Below are 26,712 nucleotides of genomic sequence, written 5' to 3' on the forward strand. Positions count from 1 at the left end.
TTTGACCGAGATACCCTGACCGATGATTGCCCAGCTGTCCCCCGCCAAAGTACTGACCAGCGATTACCAACAGTTCCTTAAAGCCCTGAAAAGCAGCGGCTTTCGCGGTGAAATCAGCGCCGACTACGCCAGCCGCGTGGTGCTGGCGACCGACAACTCGATCTATCAGCGCCTGCCGCAAGCGGCGGTGTTTCCCATGGATGCCGAGGACGTGGCGCGGGTAGCCCGACTGATTGCCGAGCCGGCCTATCAGCAAGTGGTGATCACCCCGCGTGGCGGCGGCACCGGCACCAATGGCCAATCGCTGACCGATGGCATCGTCGTCGACCTGTCGCGGCACATGAACCGCATCCTCGAGATCAACGTCGAGGAACGCTGGGTGCGCGTGCAGGCCGGGGTGGTCAAGGATCAGCTCAACGCTGCGCTGAAATCTGCCGGGCTGTTCTTTGCGCCGGAACTGTCGACCTCCAACCGCGCCACCGTCGGCGGCATGATCAACACCGATGCCAGCGGCCAAGGCAGTTGCACCTACGGCAAGACCCGCGACCATGTCCTCGAACTCGCGATGATTCTGCGCGGCGGCGAACGCCTGCACGGGCAACCGTTGGAAGAGGCCGAGCTGGAAGCGTTTTGTGCCCGCGAAGATCGCGTGGGTGAGGTTTATCGTTGCGCCCGGCAGATCATTGATGAGCAAGGCGATTTGATCAAAGAGCGTTTCCCCGATCTCAACCGTTGCCTGACCGGTTATGACCTGGCGCACCTGCGTGAGGCTGACCAACGTTTCAACCTCAACAGCGTGCTGTGCGGTGCCGAAGGCTCGCTGGGTTTTGTGGTCGAGGCGCGGCTGAATGTGCTGCCGATCCCCAAGCACACGATGCTGGTGAACATCCGCTACGCCGGGTTCATGGACGCACTGCGCGATGCACGGGCCTTGATGGCGCTCAAGCCGTTGTCGATTGAAACCGTCGACTCGAAAGTGTTGCTGCTGGCGATGCAGGACATCGTCTGGCATGGCGTCGCTGAATATTTTCCGGCAAGTGCCGAGCGGCCTACGCTGGGGATCAACCTCGTTGAATTCTGCGGCGACGATCCCGAAGAGTTGCAACGCCGCGTTGAAACCTTCATCGAACACCTCACCGGCGATCAAACCGTTGAGCGGTTGGGCCACACGCTGGCGGTTGGGCACGCAGCGGTGAACAAGGTTTACGGCATGCGTAAACGCGCGGTGGGCTTGCTCGGCAACGTCGCCGGTGAAGCGCGGCCGCAGCCATTTGTCGAAGACACGGCGGTGCCGCCTCAGCATCTGGCCGAGTACATCGCCGAGTTGCGCGACCTGCTCGACAGCCACGGTCTGCAGTACGGCATGTTTGGTCACGTTGATGCCGGCGTGCTGCATGTGCGGCCGATTCTCGACATGAAAGATCCCCAGCAATCCGCGCTGGTGAGGCCGGTGTCGGATGGCGTTGCGGCGCTGACCCAGCGTTACGGCGGTCTGCTGTGGGGCGAGCACGGTAAAGGCTTGCGTTCGGAATACGCGCCGGCATTTTTCGGTGAGTTGTATCCGGCGCTGCAAGCGCTGAAAGCGGCGTTCGACCCGTTCAACCAGTTCAACCCAGGCAAGATCGCCACCCCAGCCAACACCGATGCGGCGTTGCTGAAGATCGACGAAGTCACCCTGCGCGGTGAATTCGATCGGCAGATCAACGAAAAGGTCTGGCAGGACTACGGACCGGCCATGCACTGCAATGGCAATGGCGCCTGCTACAACTTCGATCCGGATGATGCGATGTGCCCGTCATGGAAGGCTACCCGCGAGCGCGCGCAGTCGCCCAAGGGGCGTGCATCGTTGATCCGCGAGTGGCTGCGTTTGCAGGGCGAGGCGGGTGTCGATGTGTTGTCCGAGGCCATCCGTAAACCGGCGTTTTTCAGCACGCTGTGGCAGCGCTGGCGCAACACGCGTCAGCAGTCCGAGGATTTCTCCCATGAAGTCTACGACGCCATGGCCGGTTGCCTGGCGTGCAAATCCTGCGCGGGCCAGTGCCCGGTGAAGGTTAATGTGCCGGAGTTTCGTTCGCGGTTTCTTGAGCTGTATCACGGCCGTTATCTGCGCCCGGCGCGCGACTATCTGATCGCTTCGCTGGAATACAGCATTCCGTACATGGCGCGGATTCCCGCGCTGTATAACGGTTTGATGGGGGCAATGTGGGTTCGCGGCTTGCTGGAACGGGTCGGTGGCATGGTCGATGTGCCGTTACTCAGTCGCTTTGATTTCCATGCTGCGATGCGACGCTGGCAGGTGCAACCGGCCACGGTTTCGACGTTGTCGGCACTGACCCCGGCGCAGCGCGAACGCAGCGTCGTGATCGTTCAGGACGCGTTCACGCGCTACTTCGAAGCGCCGCTGTTGGCCGATCTGGTCGAGCTGATTTCGCGTCTTGGCTATCAGGTGTATCTGGCGCCGTTCAGTGCCAACGGCAAGCCGTTGCACGTGCAGGGTTTTCTTTCGGCGTTCAATCGCGCGGCATTGCGCAACGCCGGGCAGTTGCGCGAATTGGCGGGTGTGGGTGTGCCCCTGCTGGGGCTGGATCCGGCGATGACGCTGGTCTATCGCCAGGAATACCTGAAAGTGCCCGGTATGGACCAGTGCCCGGAAGTCGCGTTGGTGCAGGAGTGGTTGCTCAAGGTAATGCCGGAGCAGGCGAAGCAGGACAACTCTGCGTCGTTCCGCTTGCTCGCCCATTGCACCGAGAAAACCAACGCACCCGCGGCAACCCGCCAGTGGGAGCAAGTGTTCGAGCGCGCCGGTTTGCAACTGGCGACGCAGGCGACGGGTTGCTGCGGCATGTCGGGCACTTACGGCCACGAAGCGCGCAATCGCGAGACGTCAGCGTTGATCTACGAACAGTCGTGGGCGCGTCAGGTCGAGGCGCCGGCGGAGAAGGGCGAAGCACTGGCCACCGGTTACTCCTGCCGCAGTCAGGTCAAGCGCCAGTCGGATCAGGCGCTGCGCCATCCGTTGCAGGTGCTGCTTGAGGTTCAACGTCGCTGAGGTCGTTGCCCGTGTCCTTGTCCCAGATCAGGCGCGGATCGAAACTCATCGCCGCGAGCATGGTGAACACCACGACCAGGCCGAAAAACAGAATGCCCGGTCGTGGCTCGATATCGCCCAGCGCCTGAAACTTGACCAGCGCCGCGACCAGCGCCACCACCAGCACGTCGAGCATCGACCAATAGCCGATCAGCTCGACGAAACGGTACAGCTTCGAGCGCTCCTTGCGCGCCCAGGCACTGTCGCGTTGCACGGTCGTCAACAGCAGGGTCAGGGCGACGAATTTGATCCCGGGCACGGCGATGCTGGCGATGAAAATGATCAATGCGATGTCCCACGCACCTGCCTCCCAGAACTCCAGCACGCCGCTCATGATCGTGCTGTCGGCGCCGTTGCCGAGCATGGTGGTGTTCATCACCGGCAGCAGATTGGCCGGCACATAAAACGCCAGGGCGGCAAACATGTAGGCCCAAGTGCGGGTCAGCGAGTTGGTCTTGCGCCGATGCAACGGCGCGTCGCAGCGCGGGCACTCGTGCGGCTCGTCGCTCATGTCGCACGCCAGCCCGCAACTGTGGCACAGGCACAGATTGAGTTCGCTGGCGGTCGGTGGTCGCTTCATACAATGTCCCAGAGGTCGCGGATGTCGCGGCCGGCGATACGGATCATCATCAAACTCAGCACGGCCAATGCAAACAGGCCGATGCCGGGCAACACATCGAGCAGCCCGGCGAGTTTGAACACTGCCACCATGGCGCCCAGCAGACACACTTCGAGCATGCTCCACGGGCGCAAGGTTTCCAGCCAGCGCATGCTCAGCTTGAACCCTGGCGCGCGCTGCCCGCCGAGGGCGAAACTCAACACCCAGATCAGCAGAACCAGTTGGAACGCTGGGGCAATGATGATCGCGATGGCGGCGACCATGGCGATGAATGTAATCGGCCCTTGACTCAGCGCCAGCACCGAATCCCACAGCGTCGCGCTGTTTTTCAGGCCCTTCATGCTGATGCTCATCACCGGGTAGAAATTAGCGAACAGCCACAGCATCGCCGCCGTGAACGTCAGGGCCAGACGCTGTTCGACGGTCAAACCATTGAAGCGCTCAAGCACGCCACCGCAGCGCACGCAGGAGGTTTTCTGGTGTTTGCCGAGCACGGCTTTTTCATACACACAGTCGCAGTGCTCGCAGATGATCAGGTGTTCGGTGTTGGCCATGGACAACGCTCGACAACAGGCCGCAGAGGGCAGGGGCAGACCTGATCACTATAGAAGCCTGAGGCCGGACGGCAACTTGCGTGGCATAAATCAGCGTCGGGTTGCTGAGAATTGCTATCGATTGGGCTTGGTTTTTCGTATTTCAGTGTTATAAGGTAACGAAAATTTCAGGGTGCTCGAGTGGGGCGCCCGCTGTTATCACTTCGATTGCGAAATGCTTATGACGACTGTGCTTCCCCGTTCTGCCCCGGTGACTGGCCGGCTGCTGTCCATCGATGCCCTCAGGGGGCTGGTGATTTTGTTCATGCTGCTGGATCACGTGCGCGAAACATTCCTGCTGCACCGTCAGGTCAGCGACCCGATGGACATCGCCAGCACCGAGCCGGCATTGTTTTTCAGTCGTACCCTCGCGCATTTGTGTGCGCCGGTGTTCGTCTTGCTGACCGGGTTGTCGGCGTGGCTGTTCGGCGAGAAATACGCGGGCAAGACGGACGTCAGTGCGTTTCTGTTCAAGCGCGGGCTGTTTCTGGTGGCGCTTGAGTTCACCCTGGTCAACTTCGCCTGGACGTTCCAGCTGCCACCGAGCGTGATTTATCTGCAAGTGATCTGGGCGATCGGCTTGAGCATGATTGCCTTGTCGATACTGGTCTGGTTGCCGCGCGGGCTGTTGCTCACGTTAAGCCTGGCGATTATCGCCGGGCACAATTTGCTTGATGGCCTGCACTTCCCGGTGGAGTCAGCGCTGCATGTGCCGTGGGCGATTTTGCATGATCGCGGCTGGATCGACGTCAGCGACACGCTGCGTTTGCGCACGTCCTATCCGCTGCTGCCGTGGATCGGCGTGATCGGTCTGGGTTATGCGCTGGGGCCGTGGTTCGCTCGCGGTGTCGAAGCAAGCGTGCGCCAACGGCGTTTGCTGATTGCAGGTGTCGCGGGGCTGCTGGGTTTCGTCGCGCTGCGGCTGTTCAACGGTTACGGCGAAAAGCCGTGGGGCGTGGGTGATTCGTGGGTGCAAGCGCTGATGAGTTTTTTCAACATCACCAAGTATCCGCCCTCGTTGCTGTTTATCGCGTTGACGGTGAGTGCTGGATTGTTGCTGCTTCTGGCGTTCGAACGCGTGCAGGATCGTCGCTGGATTCGCTGGCTGACGGTGTTCGGCTCGGCGCCGATGTTTTTCTACCTGCTGCATTTGTATGCGTTGAAAGTGTTGTACGTGATCGGCGTGGCGCTGTTCGGTTTGAATCAGGGCAGCTATTTCGGTTTCTCGTCGGTGCCGTCGATCTGGCTCGCCGCAATCATTCTGGCGATTGCGTTGTTCCCGGCCGTACGCTGGTTCTCGACGTTGAAGGCGCGTCGCCGCGACATCGCCTGGTTGAAATACCTGTAGGCAGCCGATCGTGGGAGCGAACCTTCTCGCGAATACGGTGGGTCAGTAACCGATGTGTTGGCTGACACGCCGCAATCGCGAGCAGGCACGCTCCTGCAAAGGATGTCTTGTGTCTGGATTACTTGCGATCCAGCCATACGGTTTGTGCGTTGCAGAATTCGCGTACGCCGAAGTGCGACAGTTCGCGGCCGAAACCACTTTTCTTCACGCCACCAAAGGTCACGCGCGGGTCGCTGGCGGAGTAGCCGTTGATGAACACGCCGCCGGTTTCCAGCTCGCTGGTCAGTTGCTGGGCCAGTTGCACGTTGGCGGTGTAGATCGTCGCAGTCAGGCCGAATTCACTGTCGTTGGCGAGTGCTACCGCGTGGGCGCAATCGCGGGCGGTGATGATCGACGCAACCGGGCCGAACAGTTCCTGCTTGAACGAGGTCATGCGGTCGGTCACGTCGGCCAGCACGGTCGGCTCATAATAGTTGCCGGCGCCTTCACCTTTACCGCCACCGAGCAACAGGGTCGCGCCTTCCTCGAGGGTGTCGCGCACTTGCTGATCGAGTTCATCGCGCAGGTCGAAACGCGCCATCGGGCCGATGTAGGTGTCGGCGGCCAATGGATCGCCAACCTTCAACTTGCGCGTGGCCTCGACAAATTTGCGGGTGAACTCTTCGACCACGCCTTCTTCGATAATCAGACGCTTGGCTGCGGCGCACACCTGCCCGGAGTTCTGGTAGCGTCCGATCACTGCTGCCTGTACGGCCTCGTCGATATCAGCATCGTTGAGCACGATAAACGGATCGGAACCGCCCAGTTCCAGCACACATTTCTTCAGCGCCGCACCGGCCTGAGCACCGATGGCCATGCCTGCACGGACGCTGCCGGTCAGGGTCACGGCGGCGATGCGCGGGTCGGCAATAGCGGTCGAGACGCCTTCCGGGGTGACGTTGATCACTTCAAACACGCCTTCAGCAAAACCGGCGCGAGTGAACGCATCACGCAGCAGATAAGCGCTGCCCATCACATTCGGCGCATGCTTGAGCACGTAGGTGTTGCCGGCGATCAGCGCAGGCACGGCGCCGCGCAGCACTTGCCAGATCGGGAAGTTCCACGGCATCACCGCGAGGATCGGACCGAGCGGACGGTATTCGATGCGCGCCTTGCCGCCTTCAACCTGAGTCGCTTCGGCGTCGAGCATGGTCGGGCCGTGTTCGGCGTACCACTCGCAGAGCTTGGCGCATTTCTCGATTTCGCCACGGGCCTGGGCAATCGGCTTGCCCATTTCCTGGGTGATCATGGTCGCCATGGCTTCAGCGGTTTCGCGCAGTGCGCCGGCGAGGGCGGTCAGCAGACGGGAGCGATCCTGCAGCGGCTTGCGCTTCCACTTGCCGAAACCGAAAGAGGCGCGGGTCAACGCAGAATCGAGCGCGGCGGCGGATTCAAAGGCGTAATGGCCAATCTGTTCGCCGGTGGCTGGGTTGATCGAAATAGCGTGGGTCTGGCTGGAAATCTGGCTCATGGTCGTGTCCTGCATGTTCGTCGGATAAGCCTAGAGTAGGGTGGTGTTTGTTTTCTGGAAACTGAATAATAAAGATCGTTTCTTTCACGATTGGAGAATGACTGTGGATCTGGTGCAGCTGGAAATCTTCAAAGCCGTTGCCGAACACGGCAGCATCAGTGCCGCCGCCACGCAGATTCATCGCGTGCCGTCGAACCTGACCACGCGGATCAAGCAGCTTGAGCAGGATCTGGGCGTCGATCTGTTTATTCGCGAGAAAAGCCGTTTGCGCCTATCGCCGGCGGGGTGGAGTTTTCTTGAATACGCGCGGCGCATTCTCGATCTGGTGCAGGAAGCGCGAGCGACCGTGGCGGGCGAAGAGCCGCAGGGCGCATTCCCGTTGGGTTCACTGGAAAGCACGGCGGCGGTGCGCATTCCAGAATTACTCGCGGCGTACAACCAACTGCACCCCAAAGTCGATCTCGACCTGTCCACCGGGCCTTCGGGGACGATGATCGACGGCGTGCTCTCCGGGCGTCTGGCAGCCGCATTCGTCGACGGCCCGGTGCTGCACCCGACGCTGGAAGGCGTGCCGGCATTCGAAGAGGAAATGGTCATCATCGCGCCGCTTCATCACGCGCCGGTGCAACGCGCGGCAGATGTAAATGGCGAGAATATCTACGCCTTCCGCTCCAACTGTTCCTATCGCCACCACTTTGAAAAATGGTTCAGCACCGACGCCGCCGTGCCCGGCAAGATCTTCGAAATGGAGTCCTATCACGGCATGCTGGCGTGCGTCAGTGCCGGCGCCGGTCTTGCCCTGATGCCACGCAAGATGCTGCAGAGCATGCCCGGCAGCGCGACCGTCAGCGTCTGGCAGCTGGCGGCAGATTTCCGCTATCTGACCACGTGGCTGGTGTGGCGGCGCGGTACGGTGTCGCGCAGTTTGAGCATGTTTGTGAGATTGCTGGAAGAGCGCGGAGTGGTGCGGGCGGAGGCGTAAATAACCCTGCACGACCGCGCGATTCGGGGTCAGCGGTTTTTGCGTTATGGCGTGCCGTTTCGGCCGTACAGGCGATAACCTTCGCGTTGATTCAGGCGGTCGTAGTAGGCGCTGACAGCGGGCAAGTGCGGATGCGCCAGCGGGGTTTCGAACCAGCGGTTGACCGAGAGACCGATCGGAATGTCCGCCAGGGAAAACTCCTCGCCGCTGACATAGGCGCCAGTCGATTCCAATTGTCGATCAAGGATCTCCATGTTGTTCGACCATTGCTCGATCCCGACGGCGAGCGCAGCGCTGTCCTGATACTCCGGCGACTTGCGCACCAGCGACATCAGCGGATACGACCACGAGCGATTCAGTTCCGAAGCCTGCCAGTCAATCCACTGATCAACCCGCGCCCGAGCCATCGGATCAACTGGATACAGCTGCGCACCACCGTAGCGCGACACCAGATAACGAATGATCGTATTCGATTCCCACAGGGTGAAATCGCCGTCCTGAATCACCGGCACCATGGCGCAGGGATTGAGCGCGAGGAATTCCGGGGTATTCGTCGTTTTGAATCCTGAACCCCAATCCTCACGTTCAAACGGGAGCTGTAATTCGACGCAGGTCCACAGCACCTTGCGCACATTGATCGATGAGGCTTTGCCCAGTATTCGCAGCATCGGATGTCCTTTCCATCAGGTCGTCGGGCGTAAAGAAATACCACACCGAAACGAAGAAGGCCCGCACATGGCGGGCCTTCCGTTTTCATCGAATCAAATCACAGGCTGCTCGCCAGTTTCCCGCCCATCATCCGCCGACGATAAGACGTATCCCGATTCGCCAGCCAGAAGTACAGCGGCGAGGTCACCAGCAAGCCCACCAGCCATGACAGATCCGCGCCGTTGATATGCGCCGACACCGGACCGACGTACAGCGGCGTGTTCATGAACGGGATTTGCACGGCGATGCCGATCGCGTACGCCAGCAACGCCTGTGGGTTGTAGCGCCCGTAGATGCCGCCGTCGACCTGGAAGATCGACTGGATGTCGTACTTGCCTTTATGGATCGCGTAGAAGTCGATCAGGTTGATCGCCGTCCACGGCACGAGCACCACCAGCAGCACCAGGACCATGTCGACGAAGTGACCGATGAAGTCCTTCGAGGCGCCGACGGCGGCGAAGCAGCAGGCCAGCAAGACGATGGTCGAGATGACTGCGCGGCTCTTGGCGGTGGGGATCCAGCGGTAGGCGAAAGTCTGCACCAGAGTGATCAGCGACAGCACCGCGCCGTACAGGTTGAGGGCGTTGTGGCTGATCACGCTGAGCAGAAACAGCACCAGCATCAACGGGCCAATCGAGCCTGTGGCCATTTTCACCGCGTCCATGGTGTCCATGCCTACCGGCGTGGCGAGCACGGCAACGGCACCGAAAATGAACGCCAGACTCGAACCGAGCGCCGAACCCAGATAGGTCGTCCAGAACGTCGACGAGACTTTCACGTCCGCCGGTAAGTAACGCGAATAATCGGACACGTACGGCGCAAACGCAATCTGCCACAACGCGGCCAGCGACACGGTGGCGAGCCACCCAGAGAGGTTGAAGCTGCCACGGGTGAGGAAGTCGTCAGTTTGAATGTGGGTGAAAATGTAGCCGAACCCCACCACGATGCCGATCCCCAACACCCAGGTGCCAATGCGGTTGAGCACGTGGATGAAGCGGTAGCCGATGATGCCGATGATCCCCGAACCCACGGCGCCGATGACAATGCCGACCGGCACCGGAACGCTGTCGACCACGCCATGCAACGACTTGCCGGCGAGGACGATGTTGGAGGCGAAGAAACCGATGTACATCAGCCCGGCGATCAGCACTACCAGCAGCGCGCCGAGGGAGCCGAACTGCGCGCGACTCTGGATCATTTGCGGGATGCCCATCTGCGGGCCTTGCGCCGAGTGCAGCGCCATCAGCACGCCGCCGACCAGATGGCCGACGAGAATGGCGACAATGCCCCAGACCAGATTCAAGTGAAACAACTGCACGCCCAGCGCACCGGTGACGATGGGCAACGGCGCGATGTTGCCGCCGAACCAGAGCGTGAACAGATCCCTGACCTTTCCGTGGCGATCTTCGGGGGGCACGTATCCTATCGTGTGTTTTTCAATCAGCGGAGCGGAGGATGCTGCAGGGGTAGCCATGACGAACTCCAAGGCAAGGATGAGTACGTGGACGTACTTCGGCAAGCGCCGGCACGGGCGGCGCATTTCTTGTTGAAGTGATCATGTGCAAAGCATCGGCATAGATAAATTAGTAAGTTTGTTGCTACAGACCTTAAAAAAAATATGCTCCGGCCAGGGGCGCCGTCCGGTATGTTCAAGCTTGATCGTGCGCCAGGGAAACAGGGCGAAAATCAGCGCTCCTCGGGAGGTTCACATGGCTGCCTACAACCTGCGCCAGCTCAAATATTTCGTCACCACCGCCGATTGCGGCAGCGTCGCCGAAGCGTCGCGCAAGCTCTATATCGCGCAGCCGTCGGTCTCCACGGCGATCAAGCACCTGGAAGAAAGCTTCGGTGTGCAGTTATTCATTCGTCATCACGCTCAAGGCGTTTCGTTAACGCCCAGTGGCTCGCGCTTCTATCGCAAGGCGCTGGAGCTGCTGCGGGTGGCGCATGAGTTTGAACAGAACGCTCTGGCCGACAACGACGTCGTCACCGGGCAAATCGATATCGGCTGTTTCGAAACCGTCGCGCCGTTGTACCTGCCACGGCTGATCGCCGGATTCAAAGAGCGCTGGCCCGGCGTGGAAATCCGCATTCGCGACGGCGAGCAACAGGAGCTGGTGCAGGCCCTGACCGCCGGCAGCATTGACATGGCGATGATGTTCGAACACGACCTCGACAGCACTATCGAAACCACGCCGTTGATGCCGCCGCAGCAGCCATACGCCTTGCTCCCGGCCAATCACCGTTTCGCCCAGCAGGCCAAGGTTTCGCTGCATGATCTGGTGCTGGAACCGATGATTTTGCTCGACGTGGTGCCGAGTCGAACCTATTTCGTGAGCATCTTCGAGGAGCGCGGACTGACGCCGAACATCGTCTTCAGCTCACCGTCGATCGAGATGGTGCGCGGCATGGTCGGCAACGGTTTCGGCTTTTCGATTCTGGTGACCAAACCGTTCAGCGACTACACCTACGACGGTCAGCAGGTCGTGTGTGTGCCGCTGGCAGAAACCGTGACGGGTTCAGGCTTGTCGGCGGCGTGGTTGCGGCGCGTGCAACTGACCAAACCGGTGCAGTTGTTCGTCGACCATTGCCGTGAAGAGTTGGCTCGACTGTACGCATAAGCACAGTCGAACCACGGTTCAGTGGCCGATGAATTTCAGCACACGTTGCAGCATGTCATCGCAAGCCTTGAGTTGATCGAGGCTGACAAACTCGTCGGGTTTGTGTCCCTGATCCATGCTGCCGGGCCCGCAGACCACGGTCGCAATGCCCACCGCATCAAACAGCCCACCTTCAGTGCCGAACGCCACCGTGCCGAAATCCGTTGAACCGCAGAACGCCGCAATCAACTCGGCGGCCTGACTCTGCGCATTGGTGACCAACCCCGGATACGCCGACAACTCGCTGAAACGGATGTCGCTGTGTTCACTGATCGCCCGCATGCGCGGCAGCACTTCGCGCTCGGCATAATTCTTCAGCGCCTCGGCGACCCGCGCCGGATCCTGCGAGGGCAGGGCGCGGATCTCAAAGTCGAAACGGCAATCGGCGGGCACGATGTTCAACGCTTTGCCGCCGCTGATTACCCCGGTTTGCACGGTGCTGTAGGGCGGGTCGAAACGGCTGTCGTGAAGCTCCGGCGCTTTCAGTTGCTGGCCGAGGCGGCCCAGTTCGCCGATCAGTTCGGCGGCGTATTCGATGGCGTTGACGCCGAGTGGCGCGTAGGCCGAATGGCACGGATGGCCGTGCACATCGCAGCGCATCGCCAGTTTGCCTTTGTGGCCGAGCACCGGTTTCAGCTCGGTCGGCTCGCCGATGATGCACAACAGCGGTTTGACCGGGCGTTGCTGCAGCACCTTGAGCAACGAGCGCACACCGAGGCAGCCGACCTCTTCGTCATAAGACAGGGCGATGTGTACCGGCATGCGCAGCGGCGCGTTCACCAGCGATGGCAGCAAGGCGAGCACGCAGGCGATATAGCCCTTCATGTCCGCCGTGCCACGGCCGAACAATTTGCCGTCGCGCTCGGTCAGTTCGAACGGCGGCAGCGTCCACGGCTGGCCGTCGACCGGCACCACATCGGTGTGCCCGGACAGCACAATGCCCGGTTGATCCGCCGGGCCAATCGTGGCGAACAAGTTGGCTTTGCTGCGCTCATCGTTGTAGATCAGCGCGCAGGGCACGTCGAAACCTTCGAGGTAATCACGAACGAATTCGATCAGTTGCAAGTTGGATTCACGGCTGGTGGTGTCGAACGCCACCAGCGCCTTGAGCAACTCGACGCTGTTCATCGATCATCACCGGCAACGCCATAACCCGGGGCCTTGGCCGGATCGAGCGCGCGGTCGATGTAGTCCTGCAGCTGCGGCTGATAGGCGTCCCAGAGTTTTTGCAGTTGGCCGATAGGGTTTTCATCGGCCCAGTCCACGCGCAGATTGACGATCGGCCAGGTCTGCTCGCCGACTACGACCACCGCCGCCGAATGCACCGGGCCGGCTTCGCCACCGAGGGCTTGCGCCGCGTGCAGGGCCTTGAGCAAACGGTCGGCGAGTTGGCCTTCGCCGTCTTCAAAAGCGCTGACCATCGCTTCGATCACCGAGCGCCCGGCGAGCATGTTGCCGGCGGCGACGCATTGTTCGCCGGAGACCGCGTTGTGCACGCCCAGGGTTTGTGCGCCGCTGAAGTGCGCGGTCTGGCCGAGGTGGTTGATCGCGGTGATCTGGCGGTACTGGCTGTAGCCGTTGCGGGTGAGGACTTTGTCCAGCGCATCATCCGGCGCCAGACCTTGCTCCATCAGCGCGAGCACTTCCGGGCCGAGGGACGGCAGGGTGATGTTCTGGCTCGACACCGCGCCTACGCCCGGCAGCAGCCATGGGCAGCGCGCGCCGACGGCGATGCTGGACGAACTGATGGCGACACCGAACTGGCCGGTTTCGGCGCAGCGGGCTGCGATTGAAAAGGTCATCTAATGAACTCCTTGGGTGTCTGGGCTGGCCTCTTCGCGAGCAGGCTCGCTCCCACATTTGAAAACGCATTCCAATGCGGGAGCGAGCCTGCTCGCGAAGGCCACAACTCGGTTTCCTGACTTACTCAGGAATCACCGCAATCACATCAATCTCCATCAACCACTGCGGTTGCCCGAGCGCCGACACCACCAGCCCGGTGGAGATCGGGAACACGCCCTTGAGCCACTTGCCGACTTCGCCATACACCGCCTCGCGATACCGCGGATCGATCAGGTAAGTGGTGGTCTTGACGATGTGGCTCATGTCGCTGCCCGCTTCTTCCAGCAGTTGCTTGACGTTGCGCATGGCCTGTTCGGCCTGGGCACGCGGATCACCGAGACCCACCAGGTTGCCGTCGAAATCGGTACCGACCTGGCCACGGACATACACGGTGTTACCGGCGCGGACGGCTTGGCACAAATCATTGTCCAGGGTCTGGTTCGGGTAGGTGTCTTTGGTGTTGAACATACGAATGCGCGTGTGGGTTGGCTTGCTCATGTGCAGCTCCTGAAGAAGGCGTGCCCCGGCGCAATCGGCGCCGGAGCGAAAGAGGGATATCAAGCGTCGACGGTGTCAGCGACTGGGTTGTGCGTGGGCGAATGCAGCTCGGCTTCACGCTGCTCGGCATCGCGGTAATCCAGATATTTGCGCTGGGTGGCGATGTGATCGGCGACGTGCTTGGCGTCGTGCCACACGCCCCAGATGAACGACGAACCGCGACGCGACTGCCACGGCAAACCAAGGAAATACACCCCCGGCTCGCTCGACACACCGCGCTGATGCACAGGTTTGCCCTTGTCGTCGAACGCGGCGACTTGCAGCCAGGAATAATCCACGGCAAACCCGGTGGCCCAGATGATCGAGGTGATACCAGCCTCGGCCAGATTCAGATCGGCCAATGGGTTTTTCACGCACTCAGGTTCCGGATACGTTTCGCGAGCCTCCGGTTCTTCTGGAAGATCGAGGCCGTTGCGTTCGATGTAGGCATCCGCGGCATCCAGCAGCGCCAGATAGTTTTCATCGCCACGATTGAGGTTGCCGACCAGATCCTGCTTGAAGGTCACCACGCCGTTGTTGAACGATTCGGTGACACCGACCAGCGTCATGCCGCGATGGGCCAGACCCCGGAAATCGATGGTGCGCCCGCCGTGGGCGCCGCTGACGGCGATGGTCACGTGCTCGCGGCCGGGTTTCATCGCCGCTTGATCCCATTCGCCGAGCACGCCCAGCCACCAGCAGAAATCACGGTTACGGTAAGCGCGAGGCGGGCGGTCATGGGCGCCGACGGACAGGTAAACGCGCTTGCCGGAGCGTTGCAGTTCATCGGCGATCTGTACGCCCGAAGAGCCTGCACCGACCACCAGCACCGCGCCTTCCGGCAGTTGCTGCGGGTTGCGGTAGTCAGCGGAGTGGATCTGCAGCAAGCGTTCGTCTTGCGGGGCAATCGCCGGGATCACTGGTTTCTGGAACGGACCGGTGGCGGCGACTACGCGGCTGGCTTCGATCACGCCTTCGGAGGTCTCGACGGTGAAACCCGGACGCCCGACATTGCGCACCACGCTTTTCACTTCAACGCCGGTGCGGACCGGCGCATTGAATTTCTTCGCATACGCTTCGAAGTAGTCGGCTACACGTTCTTTCGGAGCGAAACCGTCGGGATCGACGTCATCGAATTCCAGACCCGGGAAGCGGTCGTGCCACGCCGGGCCGTTGGCGACCAGCGAGTCCCAACGCCCGGTGCGCCAGCGCTCGGCGATGCGATTGCGCTCCAGCACCAGGTGCGGCACACCGAGTTTGCTCAGGTGCTCGCTCATCGCCACGCCCGCTTGGCCGGCACCCACGATCAGCGTGTCTGTTTTTATTATTGCAGTGGTCATCTCTACATCCTTCCTAGCAAGGCAGTGGGATTCGGGCCGCTGTTGGCTTGTCCGTTTTGCTTGAGGTCAGACTAGGGAGAGGGGGGGTATCGGTAAAATATTATTAAGCTGGGATGTGAAGATAAAATTCTGATGCAGAGGGCTGGAAGCCTTTAAATACGGGACTTTGGCGCAAGTCTTCGTGTGCGGAGGATGATTGATGGATGAACATTTCGTGGCAAGGAAGCAGGCTCCCTTGCCACAGGTTCAACGAGAGCCTGGATTGATCGAGGTTATCGGTTGAGGAACGCCAGCAAATCTTCGTTCAAGGCCTGGGCGTGGGTGACTGCAAAACCGTGGGGCGCGCCGGCATAGACTTTCAACTCGGCGTCTTTGATTTGTGCGGCGGCTTGCTTGCCAGTGGTTTCGAACGGCACGATCTGGTCGCCGTCACCGTGGATCACCAATGTCGGCACATCAATTTTGGCCATGTCCGGGCGGAAGTCGGTTTCCGAGAACGCGGTAACGCAATCCACCGTGCCATTGAGCGAAGCCAGCAGGGCGACGTTGAGGGTTTGCGTAAGCACGCCGGCGGAGACTGTCTGGCCCTGATTGGTGCCATAGAACGGCGCAGCGAAATCAGCGATGAATTGCGCACGATCCTTGAGCAAACCAGCCTTGATGCCGTCGAACACCGAGGTGTCGACGCCTTGCGGGAAATCGGCTTTTTTGCCGAACAGCGGCGTCACCGCACCGAGCAACACCAGCCCGGCCACGCGTTCGCTGCCATGGCGGGCGATATAGCGGCTGACATCGCCACCGCCCATGGAAAAGCCCACCAGCGTCACATCGCGCAGGTCCAGATGGTTGATCAGTTGCGCGATGTCGTCAGCGAAGGTGTCGTAGTCATAACCGGTCCACGGCTGATCGGAGCGACCGAAACCACGGCGGTCGAAGGCAATCGTGCGGTAGCCACGGCTGCTCAGGTATTCCATCTGGTATTCCCACATGTCGGCATCCAGCGGCCAGCCATGGCTGAACAGCACGGGCTTGCCGCTGCCCCAGTCCTTGAAATAGATCTCGGTGCCGTCTTGGGTGGTGAACGTGCTCATGCAAACTCCTTGCGTCAGGGGGCATCAATGAAGGCCGAAATGGCCGTTCTCACTATCCACGCAAAGGGCGGGTGTCACTTGTATGCAGGTGCTGGTTTGGCAGGCAATTCGGGTGAAGGGGTAAAGAGAGGTTTGCAGCGCCTTGATTTGTTGATTCCTTGATACAAACCCGACAAAACAACGAAACGTTTGTTTGACGTCAAAATGATGGCCGTCTAATATCGCGCCACTATTTTGATGTTACTTTATGTTTCGAGGGAACGATCATGTCCTCACCCGCCCTTGCGGCGAGGTTGTGCCTGGCTTTGCTGTGCCTTTCTCCACTTCAAATCGCTGCTGCTGCACCCACTCCCGGTGACACCGACCTGATTCGCGAACGCCAGAACCGCTTGCTCGAAGAGCAGCAGCGGCGTCTCGACGACCTCAAGGAATTACCGGGCAAGGACGCTCAGCCTGTGCAGCCGGCAGCCCCTGCGGACACCCGTTGCTTCCCGATCAAAGACATCGAACTCAAGGGCGCCGACAGCCTGTCGGAGCGTGGGAAGACCCGTCTGCTCAAACCCTACATCGGCGAATGCCTCGGCGTGCCGCAGCTCAACGAACTGCTGAAAGTCATTACCGATCACTACATCGAGAAGGGTCTGGTCACCAGTCGCGCTTACTTGCCGCAGCAGGATCTCTCCGGCGGGCATCTGAAAGTGCTGGTGGTCGAAGGTAAGCTCGAAGGTTTGAAGGGCGCCGAGAACAGCAAGATTTCCGAGCGCGAACTGGCGATGGCTTTTCCCGGCAAGTCGGGGGATCTGATCAACCTGCGCGAGATCGAGCAGATGGTCGACCAGCTCAATCGGCTGCCGTCCAATCAAGCCAAAATGGAGCTGTCACCGGGCAAGAATGTCGGCGGCAGCGAAGTGCTGGTCACCAATGCGCCGCAGAAACCTTGGCGCGCCGGGTTGTCGCGCAACAACGACGGCCAGCGCAGCACCGGTGAGCAGCAATGGGGCACGTCGTTCGATTGGGACAGCCCGCTGGGCCTGGCCGATCAGTTGAACCTGCGCGGCGGTCACGATGCGATGACCGATCACCAGCACACCTCGAACAACGCCATGCTCAATTACAGCGTGCCGTGGGGCTGGTGGAATTTCAGTTACACCTACAGCCAGAGCGAGTATCGCTCGCTGATCGCTGCAAACGGCTTCAATTTTAAACAGACCGGCGACAGCGAAAACCACCAACTGCGCGCCGAGCGCGTGATCCATCGCGACGCCCTGAGCAAAACCTCGCTCAACGCCGGATTGTCGTACCTGCGCACTAACAGTTTCATTGAAGACAGCAAACTCAAACTGAGCAGCAACCGCATCAGCGAAGCGCAGTTCGGCTTCAACCATGGGCGGCGGGTCGGCAGTGCGTTCGTCAACTTTGATGCCGGCATGCAGGAAGGCATCGGCGCCTTCGACGCGCAGGGCAGTCACGATCCGGGCCCCGGCGAGCCGGACGCGCGCTACCGCAAATACACCGCGACCCTGAGCTACTTGCAGCCTTTCAAAGTGTGGGGCGAGTCGTTCACGTTCAGCAGTTTGATGACCGGTCAGCGCAGTGAAGACGTGCTGTTCAGCCCACAGCGCACCAGCCTCGGCGGTTCGTCGTCGATTCGTGGCTACAAGGACCAGTCGCTGTCCGGCGACAGCGGCGGTTACTGGCGTAACGATTTGCGCTGGAGCCGTCCGGTGACGGTCGAGTGGCTGCAACCCGTATTCGCCGAATACGGCACCAGCCTCGGTTACGACCAAGGCGTGATTCGTGGCGATCGCTACAACGGTGATCAGCACGGGCGCATGTCGAGCAACTCCGTGGAGTTGTTCGCCCGTGGTCAGCACGTCGCCGCCAGCGTGACGTTTGCCCATTCCCTGGAACGACCGGACGCGCTGACCGAGCGCGAAGCACCGATCTATTTCCGCCTGGATTTCTTCATCTAATTTTTGCCTGCCCCGAGATTCTGATATGGACATTCGCCACCTGACCTTCATGGCCGGCCAACCCTCTGCTGCCGTAAAACCGCGCGAACGCTTCTGGGGCATGCCTAAACGCGGCCTCGCGTTCCTGCTGGCCAACGTCATGTTCTGGCAACCGATGTGGGCGCAGGCCGATGGCATCGTCGTCAATGCGCCGGGCACCAGTCTGGATCGCGCGGGCAATGGCGTGCCGATCGTCAACATCGCCGCACCCAACGGCAGTGGGCTGTCGCATAACCAGTTTCACGATTACAACGTCGGCGCGCAGGGCGTCATCCTCAACAACGCCACGGCGCGCACGCAGCTGACGCAACTGGGCGGGATCATTCTCGGCAACCCGAATCTGCGTGGTGCGGCGGCACAAGCCATCCTCAACGAAGTCAACGGCGGCAGCCCGAGTCAGTTGCGCGGTTACACCGAAGTGGCAGGGCAGTCAGCACGGGTGATCGTGGCCAACCCTTATGGCATCAGTTGCAACGGCTGCGGCTTCATCAACACCCCGCGCGTCACGCTGACCACTGGTAAACCGGTGCTCGACAACGGTCGGCTGGATCACTTTCAAGTGGATCAGGGCAGCATCTCCATCGATGGCGTCGGCCTCGATGCGAGCAGCGTCGACAGCTTCGAAATCATCACCCGCAGTGCGCAGATCAACGCGCAGATCCACGCCAAGAACCTCAACATCACCACCGGCCGCAACGACGTCAACGCTGACACCCTCGCTGCCACCGCGCGCGCCGACGACGGCAGCGCCAAACCACAACTGGCCATCGACTCCTCGGCGCTCGGCGGCATGTATGCCGGTGCGATCAAACTGGTGGGCACCGAGCAGGGCGTCGGTGTGAAGCTGGCGGGCGATCTCGCGGCCAGCGCCGGTGATATCCAGATCGACGCCAGTGGCCAGTTGAGCATGGCCAAGGTCACGGCGAGCAACGCCGTCGCCATCAAAGCGAAAAGCCTCGATGCTCAAGGGCCGGTGTACGCCGGCACGCAACTGAACGTGCAAACCGCCGAGCAACTGATCAACCGCCAAAGCCTGGCTGCCCGCGACAGCGTCAGCCTGAGCAGCGGCGGCAAGCTGACCAACAACGGCGTGATCGAAGCCGGGGTGAATGCCGACAACAGTCGCAATGCCACCGGTGATCTGGCCATCAACAGCGCCGCCGTGAGCAACACTGGCAGTGTCTTGGCCAGCCGCACCCTGAATGCTACGGCAGCGACTGTGTTGGACAACCAGAACGGCATCGTCCAGGCAAAAACCGTCACCCTCAACGCTGCGCGTCTGGTCAACCAAGGGGTCAATGCACGCATTTACGGTGAGACGCGCCTGGCGTTGAGCGCTCCGGCCATCGTTAACCTCAACGGTCTGATTCGCTTCGCCGATAACCAAGCAGCGACCCTGGTGGTCGACAGTCTGGACAACCGTCACGGCCGCATCGAAATCGCCGGCGGCAGCCTCAAGCTCAATGCCCGAGAAGTGAAAAACACCGACGGCAAAGTCATCGCCGGGCGCCTGGACATCGACGCCCGCCAACTCGACAACAGCAGCGGCCTGATCGGCGCCAGCCAGAGCGACGCCAAAGTGGTCGCCCGTGAGCGTCTGGACAACGGCAAAGGCAAGCTTCAGGCGAAAACCACGCTGGCGGTGTCTGGCGGCGAATTGCTCAATCAGGGCGGCACGCTGGCGGCCGACCAGATCAAGGTCACGGCGGCGCGCCTCGATAACAGCGACAAAGGTGTCATCAGTGCCGAAAACGGTACGGCCGAACTGACGCTCACTCAGGATCTCGATAACCACGACGGCAAGCTGCAAGCCTCGGATCGCCTGACGGTGGCCGCGCAAAGCATCAACAACCGCAACGCCAGCCTGACCGGTAAAACCCTTGAGGTGACCAGCGTCGACACGCTCGACAACACTCAAGGCACGATTTCCTCCACTGAAACGGTGGTCACCAGCGCAGACCTGGACAACCGCCAAGGTCTGATTCAAGGCACCGATCGCCTCAACCTGACCGCGCAGGATGTGCAAAACGCCAGCGGCAAGCTGCTCGGCGGCGTGGTCGATGCCAACCTGCGCAATCTCACCGGCAACGACGACGGCACGGTAAGCGCCGAAACCGGCAAACTCACGCTGGTGGTGCAGCAGCACCTGAACAACGCTTTGGGTCGTCTGCAATCCAGTCAGGCTGACGTGGATATTCAGGCCGGTTCAGTCGATAACCGTGGCGGTGTGGTTGCCGCAAAACAACTGTTGATGGTGGCGAAGGACGGCCACATCGACAACCGTGGCGGGCGCATGATCGCCGACGGTCTGCAGCTGCACGCGGCCACCCTCGATAACAGTGACAGCGGTCTGTTGGCGGCAGGTGCCGATGGCGCGCGATTGATCCTCACGCAAACCGCGCCGGGTCAATCGCAATTGCTGAACCACAAGGGCCGGATCCAGAGCGAGGCCGACCTGCACATCGAAAGCGCTGTCGTCGATAACAGCGCTGGCGTCCTGCTCGGCAACACCATCGACATCAACGCCACGCAACTGAGCAACAACGACAAGGGCGCTATCGTCGGCAACGGTGGTGATGTTGTTCTGAACATCGCCGGTGTTTTCAGCAACGTGACCGGTGTGGTCGATGCCGGCGATCAGCGTCTGCTGCTCGATGAGCTCACGTCGCTGGACAACCGTGGCGGCACCCTGCAAGGCAGGCGTCTGGACATCACCAGCGCGGCGATCAACAACAACGCTGGCGGGCAGATCGTCGCCGGCAGCGACGGCCTGAAAATCACCGGCCAGACCCTGCTCAATCAGCAGGGCATCATTCTCGCCAGCGGCAGCCACGCCGAACTGGCACTGGGCACCGGCAACCTGCAGAACCAAGGCGGCACCCTGCAAGCCGATTCGTTGAACATCACCAGCGCCGACCTCGACAACAGCGCAGTCAACGGCAAGGCCGGGCTGATTTCCAGCCTGATCGATGACCTGACGCTGACCGTAACCCGCCTGACCAACCGCGCCGGCAAACTGTTCGGCAAGGATCAACTGATCTTCAACGGCACCCGCCTGGACAACACCGGCGGCGAGATCAGTGGCAATCAACTGGGCCTCGAAGCAGTCGGGCAGATTCTCAATCAGGGCGGCCTGATCGAATCGGCCAGCAGTCTCAAGCTGACGGCCAGCGGCCTGGATAACAGTGCCGGCGGGCAGGTTCGCGCGCTCGGTGGTGTGTCGAGCCAGATCAAACTGACCGGCGACCTCAACAACCAGAGCGGCGTCATCGAAATCGGCAGCCAGGATTTGGTGCTGTCCGGCGCGCAGCTCAACAACGTCAGCGGCAGCGTGCGCCACGCGGCGCAGGGTCTGTTCGATCTGGACCTGACTCAACTGACCGGCACTCAGGGCAGCCTCACCGGTCTGGGCAAGGGCGCGTGGGATGTCGGCGCAGTCAATGGCGTCGGCACTTGGCAGCTGAACGGCGGGCTGACTTACACCAGTACGCAGGACCTGACGCTCGACGCCGGCGACCGCATCGCCAGTGCGTCGACGCTGAATCTGAATGTCGGCAACCTGAGCAACGCAGGGCAATTGGCTAGCGACGGTGACCTGACCCTGAACCTGGGCGGCAATCTGCTCAACAGCGGTAAAGTCTCGGCGCAGCAGAAACTCACGATCAACGCCAACGACGTGATTCAACAGGACGGTCGACTGGTCAGCGGTGGCGATACCGTCATGACCTTGCGCGGCACGCTGGATAACCTTGGCCGCTTGATCGCCAACCAGAACCTCACGGTGACGGCGGCGCAGATCAACAACAAAGGCACCCTCGGTGCCCAAGGCAACCTCGAATTCACCGCTGCCAACGGCATTTACAACGGCGCCGATACGCTGCTGTTCAGCGGCGGCACGATGAAGCTGCACGGCAACAGCCTCAACAACTTCTACGGCGACATCTACAGCCGTGGCAACCTGAGCTTCGACGCCGTCGGTGGTGGTCGCGCTGCGGTCTTCAGCAACCTGTCCGGCACCGTCGAAGGCGAAGGTGACATCGACATCAACGCGGTCTCGGTGGAAAACGCCAAGGCTGAATTCGAGCTGACCTCGGGGCAGTCGTCCGGCAGCCTCAGCTGGGTGTGCGGTCAGCACTGCGGTGGCGGTGACGGTTGGAAACGCGGTTACATCACCATCATTACCGACTTCAACGATCAGGTTCTCAAAGATTCGCGGGCGGCACGCTTCGTCGCCGGCAAGAACCTCAATATCCACGCCAATCGGGTGGAAAACCGCTACAGCCTGCTGGCCGCCAACGGTGATCTGACGGTCACTGCCGACAGCCTGTTGAACCAGGGCGCCGCTTCGCGCTCGGGCCAACGTGTGCTGAAAATCGGAACACCGGAGCACATCGCCAACAGCCTGTGGGATCAGATGGAATTCATCGATATCCCGGCGTTCAACGCGGCGACGGCGGCGGGCAATTTCGATCAGGCGCGTTTCGATGAATTGGTCAGTCGCTCCAGCGACTCGCGGTTCGCGCCGACCAGTGACGTCACTACCTGGAATGAAAACGGCAACACCGTCTACTCGGCAGTGATGCAGGCCGGCGGCAAGGTCAAACTCGACGTCGCCAACAGCATCCAGAACGGCACGCTGTACGACAACACCTATGGCCAACTGACCGGCGCCTTGTCCAGCGACCAGACCGACGCGGTTGGTGGCATCAACATCAACCTCGGTAAGCACAGCACCGACGCCAGCGCGCAGACGCCGAAATCCGTCACCCGTATCGAACACATCGACGCCGATGGCGTGAAGCAGATCAGCTTCGTACCCGTGGACTTCAAAGGCGTGCCGTTTGCAGCGGTCGATCCAACGGCGTCGTCGACGTTCCGTTTGCCGAAAGGCCCGTACGGCATGTTCGTGCAGAGCAGCAATCCGCAGAGCCGTTACCTGATCGAGACCAACCCGGAGCTGACCCAGACCGCGCCGTTCATGAGTTCCGACTACCTGCTCGGCAAACTCAATTTCAGCGCCGATGAAACCGCACGCCGCCTCGGCGATGGCCGCTATGAATCGCGCCTGATCAGCGACGCCGTCATGGCCCAGACCGGTCAGCGTTTCCTTGCCGGCGGCCTGGAGAATGACTACGAGCAATTCCGTTACCTGATGGATAACGCGCTCGCCAGCAAGAACGAACTGAACCTGTCGGTCGGCGTCAGCCTGACGTCGGAACAGGTCGCTGCACTGACCCACGACATCGTGTGGATGGAAGAGCGCATCGTCGACGGCCAGAAAGTGCTGGTGCCGGTGCTGTATCTGGCCCAGGCCGAATCGCGCAACGTGCGCGGCGGCAGCCTGATTCAGGGCCGCGACCTGGAACTGATCGCCGGTAATGACCTGGTCAACGTCGGCACCCTGAGTGCGAGCAAGGACGTCTCCGTCGATGTGAAGGGCAGCCTCTATCAGGGCGGCCTGGTCGAAGCCAATGAGCGCATCAAGCTCATGGCCACCGACAGCATTCGCAACGCACTGGCCGGCGAAATCCGTGGCAACCAAGTCGAACTGACCAGCCTCAAAGGCGACATCGTCAACGATCGCACCGCCATTGCCGTGCGCGACGGCAACGGCATGCGCACCCTCGTCGATGACGGGGGCAACATCAGCGCGCGTGACAGCCTGACCATCAAATCGGGCAACGATCTAGTCAACTCGTCATCCGTCAGCAGCGGTGGCGATGCCAGCCTGAGCGCCGCCCGTGACATCAATCTATTGGCGACGCGCGAAGAAAATGAACTGCATGAATCGTTCGATGGCGGCCATCGCTCAACCATTACCACCACCGTGGACAATCTGTCCTCGACAGTGAAAACCGGTGGCAACCTGAAGCTCGACGCCGGTCGCGACATCAACGTCGTCGCCAGCTCCGCCGAAGCCAAAGGCAACCTCACCGCCGACGCCAAGCGCGACATCTTCATGTCCTCGGCCGGCGACGAAAACAACGTCGAAACCCACAGCAAGGACGGCAAGAAACGCGTCCACGAAGAAGACAACCACACCGTCCAGAAGGCCGCTGAATTCATCGCTGGCGGCGACGTAAAAACCAACTCCGGCCACGACACCACACTGGTCGCGAGCAAGATCAGCGCGGGCAACGAAGCCTACGTCTACGCCGGCAATGACCTGAACCTGCTGGCGGCGCAGAACAAGGATTACACCCTTTATGACATGAAGGAGAAGGGTGGCTTCGGCAACCTGAAACTGCAACGCGACGAAGTCACCGACACCACCTACGTCGGCAGCGAAATCAAGACCGGCGGCAACCTCTCACTGGTCAGCAAGGGCGACCAGCGCTACCAGGTGGCCAAGCTCGACAGCGGCAAGGACATCGTCCTCGACAGCGGCGGCTCCATCACCTTTGAAGGGGTGAAGGATCTGCACGATGAGAGCCATACCAAAACCAACAACAACGCCGCGTGGGTCTCGGCGAAGGGTCGCGGCAACACCGACGAAACCCTGCGTCAGACGCAGATGATTGCCAAGGGCAACATCATCATCAAAGCGGTCGATGGGCTGAAGATTGATATCAAGGATGTCAATCAGGAGTCCGTGAGCCAGACGATCGACACGATGGTTAAGGCCGATCCGCAACTGGCGTGGTTGAAGGACGCCGAGGCGCGAGGGGATGTGGATTGGCGGCGCGTGAAGGAGATTCACGAGTCGTTCAAGTATGAGAATTCGGGGCTGGGTCCGGCTTCGCAGATGATCATCGCGATTGTCATGGCCGCCTTTGTAGGGCCTGCTGCGTTCGCATCCCTGAGCGCGAGCATGGGCACCGTTTGGGCCGCAGGTCTCGCTGCGGTAGCGACGGGCGCAGCGACGAATGCCGCGACCAGTTTTATCAATAATGGTGGTGATCTTGGGGCGGTATTTGCGGACGTTACTTCACCCGATGCCCTGAAGGGATATGTCATTTCCGGAGTAACAGCCGGATTGATGGCTGAGTATCTGAACCAACTGACGGGTTTGAAATACGACCCGAATACCGGCAAGTTGCTTGGCCCGTCGTTAGCCACTTGGGAGGGTGTTGGCAGGTTTGCTGGAAGCCAAGTCATCCAAGGTGGTACTTCCGCACTCATCACCAAGGTCGTCGGCGGCGATGCGAGCGCCGGTGACGTTCTTAAAACTGCTCTGTTCAATACCGTGGCTGCGTTCAGTTTCAACATGGTGGGCGATCTCACACAGGGCGTTCTGGATGATGGTTCGGCGAGCAAAGTCATCATTCATGCCGCTGTTGGTGGCTTGCTGTCAGAAATGACCGGTGGGGATTTTGCGACGGGTGCACTGGCGGCTGGCGCGAACGAAGCGCTCGTCGGCGAGATGAACAAATGGTTCAAGGGCAACCCTGGTCTATTGCTTATGGGGTCGCAGATTGTTGGCGTTCTGTCGGCTACTGCACTTGGCGATACTGACCAAGAGTCCTTGGAGGTCGCCTCTTGGATCACCAACAACGCAACACAGTTTAACTTCCTGAATCACCAGCAGGCAGACGACCTCGTCAAGGACCTCAAGGGCTGCAGGACTAGCCAAGATCCAGCCGCTTGTCGAGAGAAAGTAAAGGATAGCTACACGAAGCTTAGCGCTAAGACCAGCGGATCTGAACTGTTCAAGTGCGAGGGGTTCGATCAGTGCAATGGTCAAACGAACGCTGCTGAAGGCGGGACGCTGGCACTGGAGAACTATGACGCCAATGGCGGTTTGAATGCTGAGGAGCGAGGAATTGTCCAAGACTTCCAGGACTCGAACCACACGGACGAGCTCAACTCTCACCATAAAACAATGCTGGGTGATCATGCTGAGATCGCTGGGACCATTCTCACTGGAGGGATCGGCGCAGGTACCAAATTGGTCGGGAAGGCTGATGAACTGCTTACCACCACCAAAGGGGCTGATGGTGTAATTACCAAAATTTCGGATGAGATGAAGGCTAATCCTTATCATCCGGACTGGAAGAATTACTCCGGAACTGAACCGCTCAACCTTTCATCTGGTGCGAGTGGAGTTAAACCAGTGTCAGGGTTAGGCGACGTAGAAGATTTTATAACCTCACAGTTGACCAATCTGAATAAAAAACTGGGCGAGAAAATTGGCCAAGGACGCCTACCCTACGAGCGAGGACGAGCTGGCATCGACCAAGCGAAGCTTGATGTTAAAGCTACGCTTGAAAGTGCGACGGAGATAAGTGGCGTGATTCCCAAGTCACAACTGCGAGGCGACTATGATTTGGTGCATGTGTATAGTGCGTTTACGGATCGCACCGTGAGTCTGAGGGTTATGCCAAATGGTAAGTATGAATTTGATACTTTGATTCCGGAAAAGTCCTCTAAGTTTTAATGGTG

The 26,712-nt window shown here is 60.4% G+C and carries 16 protein-coding genes; 6 read left to right on the plus strand and 10 right to left on the minus strand.

Annotation, left to right across the window (positions count from 1 at the left end; all coding sequences use genetic code 11):
* The first annotated feature begins 22 nt into the window (after positions 1-22).
* Positions 23-3,049 carry a D-2-hydroxyglutarate dehydrogenase YdiJ gene (ydiJ, locus tag ACQ4OE_RS09875; RefSeq protein ID WP_430946523.1) on the plus strand — a complete coding sequence of 1,009 codons (3,027 nt, stop codon included), beginning with the start codon at positions 23-25 and terminating at the stop codon, positions 3,047-3,049.
* Here the strand turns inward: ydiJ and ACQ4OE_RS09880 are convergent.
* Both ACQ4OE_RS09880 and ACQ4OE_RS09885 read right to left on the minus strand, forming a co-directional pair.
* Positions 2,982-3,668, minus strand: coding sequence for a paraquat-inducible protein A (locus ACQ4OE_RS09880; RefSeq protein WP_122594220.1), 687 nt, complete (start codon positions 3,666-3,668; stop codon positions 2,982-2,984). The two genes, ydiJ and ACQ4OE_RS09880, sit on opposite strands and share 68 nt — an antisense overlap.
* Complete coding sequence (locus ACQ4OE_RS09885) at positions 3,665-4,261, minus strand: paraquat-inducible protein A (RefSeq protein ID WP_122594221.1); 597 nt, start codon at positions 4,259-4,261, stop codon at positions 3,665-3,667. Before ACQ4OE_RS09885 ends, ACQ4OE_RS09880 begins: the two co-directional genes overlap by 4 nt.
* Positions 4,262-4,481: 220 nt before the next feature.
* Between ACQ4OE_RS09885 and ACQ4OE_RS09890 the strand changes: the two genes are divergently transcribed.
* Complete coding sequence (locus ACQ4OE_RS09890; protein WP_430946524.1) at positions 4,482-5,648, plus strand: DUF1624 domain-containing protein; 1,167 nt, start codon at positions 4,482-4,484, stop codon at positions 5,646-5,648.
* A gap of 118 nt (positions 5,649-5,766) precedes the next feature.
* Here ACQ4OE_RS09890 and ACQ4OE_RS09895 read toward each other — a convergent pair whose 3' ends face one another.
* Complete coding sequence (locus ACQ4OE_RS09895) at positions 5,767-7,158, minus strand: aldehyde dehydrogenase family protein (protein WP_430946525.1); 1,392 nt, start codon at positions 7,156-7,158, stop codon at positions 5,767-5,769.
* A gap of 103 nt (positions 7,159-7,261) precedes the next feature.
* On the opposite strand from ACQ4OE_RS09895, the gene ptrR reads away from it, so the two are divergent.
* Entirely contained in the window at positions 7,262-8,140 is an 879-nt protein-coding gene (gene ptrR, locus ACQ4OE_RS09900; RefSeq protein ID WP_430946562.1) for a putrescine utilization regulator PtrR, read from the plus strand.
* 44 nt (positions 8,141-8,184) lie between these two features.
* Here the strand turns inward: ptrR and ACQ4OE_RS09905 are convergent, their stop codons facing one another.
* Entirely contained in the window at positions 8,185-8,808 is a 624-nt protein-coding gene (locus ACQ4OE_RS09905) for a glutathione S-transferase family protein (protein ID WP_430946526.1), read from the minus strand.
* Between the two features lie 98 nt (positions 8,809-8,906).
* Positions 8,907-10,322: a purine-cytosine permease family protein gene (locus ACQ4OE_RS09910; RefSeq protein ID WP_430946527.1), complete on the minus strand. Its 1,416-nt coding sequence runs from the start codon at positions 10,320-10,322 to the stop codon at positions 8,907-8,909.
* 235 nt (positions 10,323-10,557) lie between these two features.
* On the opposite strand from ACQ4OE_RS09910, the gene ACQ4OE_RS09915 reads away from it, so the two are divergent.
* Positions 10,558-11,469, plus strand: coding sequence for a LysR family transcriptional regulator (locus tag ACQ4OE_RS09915; RefSeq protein WP_430946528.1), 912 nt, complete (start codon positions 10,558-10,560; stop codon positions 11,467-11,469).
* A gap of 18 nt (positions 11,470-11,487) precedes the next feature.
* Here the strand turns inward: ACQ4OE_RS09915 and argE are convergent, their stop codons facing one another.
* The 5 genes from argE to ACQ4OE_RS09940 all read right to left on the minus strand — a co-directional run bounded on the left by argE (position 11,488) and on the right by ACQ4OE_RS09940 (position 16,318).
* Positions 11,488-12,636 (minus strand): acetylornithine deacetylase, encoded by a 1,149-nt coding sequence (argE, locus tag ACQ4OE_RS09920; protein WP_430946529.1) that lies wholly within the window; start codon positions 12,634-12,636, stop codon positions 11,488-11,490.
* The gene (locus ACQ4OE_RS09925) at positions 12,633-13,310 is read right to left on the minus strand and encodes a DUF1028 domain-containing protein (RefSeq protein ID WP_430946530.1); all 678 of its coding nucleotides are present in this window, start codon (positions 13,308-13,310) and stop codon (positions 12,633-12,635) included. The genes argE and ACQ4OE_RS09925 overlap by 4 nt, the downstream gene beginning before the upstream one ends.
* Positions 13,311-13,431: 121 nt before the next feature.
* Complete coding sequence (locus tag ACQ4OE_RS09930; RefSeq protein ID WP_008086115.1) at positions 13,432-13,848, minus strand: RidA family protein; 417 nt, start codon at positions 13,846-13,848, stop codon at positions 13,432-13,434.
* Between the two features lie 59 nt (positions 13,849-13,907).
* Positions 13,908-15,227, minus strand: a complete 1,320-nt coding sequence (locus tag ACQ4OE_RS09935; RefSeq protein ID WP_430946531.1) for a flavin-containing monooxygenase — start codon at positions 15,225-15,227, stop codon at positions 13,908-13,910.
* A 272-nt stretch (positions 15,228-15,499) separates the two neighbouring features.
* Positions 15,500-16,318 (minus strand): alpha/beta fold hydrolase, encoded by an 819-nt coding sequence (locus tag ACQ4OE_RS09940; protein ID WP_430946532.1) that lies wholly within the window; start codon positions 16,316-16,318, stop codon positions 15,500-15,502.
* Between the two features lie 266 nt (positions 16,319-16,584).
* Here ACQ4OE_RS09940 and ACQ4OE_RS09945 point away from each other — a divergent pair, with 266 nt between their 5' ends.
* Positions 16,585-18,291, plus strand: a complete 1,707-nt coding sequence (locus ACQ4OE_RS09945) for a ShlB/FhaC/HecB family hemolysin secretion/activation protein (RefSeq protein ID WP_430946533.1) — start codon at positions 16,585-16,587, stop codon at positions 18,289-18,291.
* A 25-nt stretch (positions 18,292-18,316) separates the two neighbouring features.
* Entirely contained in the window at positions 18,317-26,707 is an 8,391-nt protein-coding gene (locus ACQ4OE_RS09950) for a DUF637 domain-containing protein (RefSeq protein ID WP_430946534.1), read from the plus strand.
* Positions 26,708-26,712 lie beyond the last annotated feature (5 nt).

The sequence above is a fragment of the Pseudomonas sp. WC2 genome, assembly GCF_050586545.1.
Classification (GTDB): Bacteria; Pseudomonadota; Gammaproteobacteria; order Pseudomonadales; family Pseudomonadaceae; genus Aquipseudomonas.